Annotated in this window: 3 protein-coding genes; all 3 read left to right on the forward strand. The window is 49.5% G+C overall.

Translation table 11 applies throughout. The annotated features are described in order from the left end of the window. The first annotated feature begins 148 nt into the window (after positions 1–148). The 3 genes from Q1B13_RS26645 (at position 149) to Q1B13_RS26655 (ending at position 2,674) form a co-directional block, all read left to right on the forward strand. Positions 149–760 (forward strand): hypothetical protein, encoded by a 612-nt coding sequence (locus Q1B13_RS26645; RefSeq protein WP_299085857.1) that lies wholly within the window; start codon positions 149–151, stop codon positions 758–760. A gap of 165 nt (positions 761–925) precedes the next feature. After that, entirely contained in the window at positions 926–1,663 is a 738-nt protein-coding gene (locus Q1B13_RS26650) for a hypothetical protein (protein WP_299085859.1), read from the forward strand. A gap of 330 nt (positions 1,664–1,993) precedes the next feature. Then, the gene (locus tag Q1B13_RS26655; protein ID WP_299085861.1) at positions 1,994–2,674 is read left to right on the forward strand and encodes a hypothetical protein; all 681 of its coding nucleotides are present in this window, start codon (positions 1,994–1,996) and stop codon (positions 2,672–2,674) included. Positions 2,675–3,104: the final 430 nt, after the last annotated feature.

The following is a 3,104-nucleotide window of genomic DNA, read 5'->3' on the forward strand; positions in this document are numbered from 1 at the left end:
TCACGCAGAACAGACCTTGAGGCCGTCGGAACTGGCTCAATGTCCAATTGAAAACGTCAGATGACCGCTCTGAGCCCTTCTTGACCATCAGAAGCTCAGTGCCTACTCTCAAAGTCACATCTTCCAGGTCGAAAGCGCGGTCGATCATTTGACCACGACATTAATAACAAAGGCGCAGAAAGGCCTCGTAGAGGTTGAAGACATTACGCGCTTAGCCAAGAAACCTTCATCAAGGAATGCTGAACTACTGCGAGACTTGGCTGCGAAACACGACTGGAAACAACATCCATGTTTTCCAGAAGCCCCACTAGCCACCTGGGCGGAAATAGTAGCGACATATTGCGTCGACGGATTTGACGGAGTCGCTTTGTTGGCTGATGATCAAGTGAAACGCCCTCTGGTCTTTGGTTTTTTAGAAGATATCCCGTCCGATCAATCGCTTGCAGCAACCCTCAGAATCGCAGCACTGGAGCTTTCATCTGCCACTGCAAACCGCGAAATGTCCCTGAAAGTGGCTAGCGCGCTCAACATATTCGGATTGAGCAAAGTTAAACCTCAAGGCGTGGAAGCCGTGCGTGACTTCCTACACAAGCTTTTGAGTGTGGCAGGGGATGAGTCCGAAATCGGCACGGTTTTCTGGGCACTTCGTTGGTATGGAGATGAACAGACGATTGATTTGATCCGCGAGTTTCCGGCCATGTCAGATCACTGGGAAAGTGCTCGTCGAGCGGCGATCCGAGCCATCAAAAAGCGGAACTAATTTGCTGCCGTTGATGGCGGCTTTGCCCCGCTCAGCAGACCTTGAAGTCGCCAGAACCGGCTCAATGTCCTAGCGAAAACGTCGGATGACCGGATTGAGCCCAACGTTGACTGACGCTGCGCTACGCACGAATGTCAGCTATGGCAAACAGAGGGTTGTTTCGCAATGATGGATTTAGAGCAACTTCAAGACCTACTTTCCGACTGGTACGAGGTAAGCCCTTCTGATCTTGGCGTTCCTGAAAGCGTTATTCCCGCTTGGTTGAACCCAATTTTGCGAGATTTTTATCGTCGGTTTGGTGCGCTGACGCTGCGCAATTCGCTGTTTGTGCATTCGGAATCTGAGAATTCACCATTATCATGCCAAGATCATGTAATTCCGATAGATGAGCTGAAGTCTGAAAACGGCTTTGCGGTCTTTTGTGATGAAAATCAGAGCGTCTTTGTCGTTGCGGCAAGCAATGACTCGTCTGATAGCGGAACATACGCAAGAGGCGATGGGGTTTCTGATCATTTTGTCAAAGAGTTAACTTGCGTTGATGTGCCATTGCAGGAGTGCCTGATTACTTGCGTTCTGCGCGAGACAATACTGAGCGTGAATGACAGATATCGCCGCATTACGCCCGACAGCTTGAAGACGGCTTTGCAAGTTGCTCGAATGGGAGAAACCGTAAGTAGTCGTTACATCTGGTCGGACAGTTATTTCACGTTCCACCTCTCAAAAGACGTTTGGTTCATGGACTGGGATGGCATGCAGTTTGCCGCACATCGTGGTCTGTGGCGGAAAAAACCGTCCACTTGGCAAGAACAAGTATTCGAAAATGGCGGAAGTTGGTCTTCTGGCCCTTCTGAACCAACGGTGACACAGAAAATTGAACGTTTTATAGCTGGATTGCGGAAGTGAAGCAGCCATTGGGAGGTTCTTTGTGAAGGGCAGCAATGTCCGCTCTCTCACCATTCCAGCCTAAGAAATCCAACGTCCGGTTTCTGCGGTTCTCGACGTGCTGCGCTGGCAAAATCAATCGTGCTAGCGGAGGTCTGGTAAGGGCTCATTCCACCAATTCGTGTTTGTCGCAGAGAACGTCCGGTGCGAGCCCACTGCGGGCATTCCGGATTGTTCGAGTTCCTACATCAATGCTGGTCAACACTTTAAATCGAGATACAAAGGCTACCTTCGTATTCGTCTCTAGAAGACCACCAGGTTGGTCTTGGGACTGAACAAGGACAATAGACAATGGATCAAAGAACCAGACAAAAGATCAAAACTGCTGCGTCCAGTCCTGCCCGGTCTGCAAAAATGCCAATGAACAACTCTCAGCAGGCACTTTGCTCACATTTGTTGCGATATATCGCCCTCAAAATGTGTGCGAACTTTAATGAGTTTGAATACTCAATGGAAAAAGAGGTTTGGGACGAAAGGGGGATTGATCGTTCATTTGACTACGCTCAGCAACTGAGGGCGAACAAAGGCGCAGTGTTAAAGACGGACGGCATTACAGCTTGGGAAATGGCTCGAAACTGCCTACTTAAATGGAATGTAATTCAAGTGCTTAGCCTGCCCTACTATGAGATGAGAATTGCGGCATCTGAACTTGATCAGCATGTTCGAACTCATCAGAACCTTACCTTGGAATTGTTTGCATGGGCTTTGGAAGCTTTTTTCGATTGCGATTATCAAGAAGGTTGGGATGACAAAACTGGAAAGTCATATATTCAAGTCAGCAGAGAGCTAGTAACTTTCTTCAAGGCAAACGAACTCGTAGAACAGAGAAGTGGCAAGCTGGTTTGGTCACAGCAAATTTCACCATACTTTGCTTGCAAATTGGGTGGTTGGCCGGACAAATCTGATCATTGCGATACGGAAAGTGGGATTGAAGAAGCTCAGGAGTTTTTCGACAGAATATGCTCAAACTAGACTCGCGAGCAAATAATCCCTTTCGACCTATTCGATAGGCATAGGATATATGTCGCTATATCCGCTCACCAGCCATCGGATACCTGATTTTGAACGTCCGCTTTCGCGCGTTTGCGGTCCGCTGCATGTACGAAAGGCGGAAATGGGATCAACGGCAGGTTGGGGCTCATTCTGCCGACTCAGGATTGTCGCGGAGAATTGGCTGATATTCGGCGTGGTCGGTGCGCTGCTCCTGAATTGCCTACTTGCTGACGTTCCAGTCCTCACAACGACCAGACCCACCCCCTCAGAACACCACTTTGAGGCCTGCATTTGCACTCAGAGCGCTGGTATCACCTGCGTTGCTGAGCCCCGTGGCATAAGAGGCTTCGCCAAAGAGATCCACGCGGTCCGTCAGGGCATAGTTGCCGCCAATGCCGACCCCAACTGC

It is taken from the genome of uncultured Ruegeria sp., assembly GCF_947489545.1.
GTDB lineage: Bacteria > Pseudomonadota > Alphaproteobacteria > Rhodobacterales > Rhodobacteraceae > Ruegeria.

Excerpts from the sequence above, each read along its gene's own strand:
- Q1B13_RS26650 (WP_299085859.1), top strand. The coding sequence starts at position 926 with ATGATGGATTTAGAGCAACTTCAAGACCTACTTTCCGACTGGTACGAG.
- Q1B13_RS26655 (WP_299085861.1), top strand. The coding sequence starts at position 1,994 with ATGGATCAAAGAACCAGACAAAAGATCAAAACTGCTGCGTCCAGTCCT.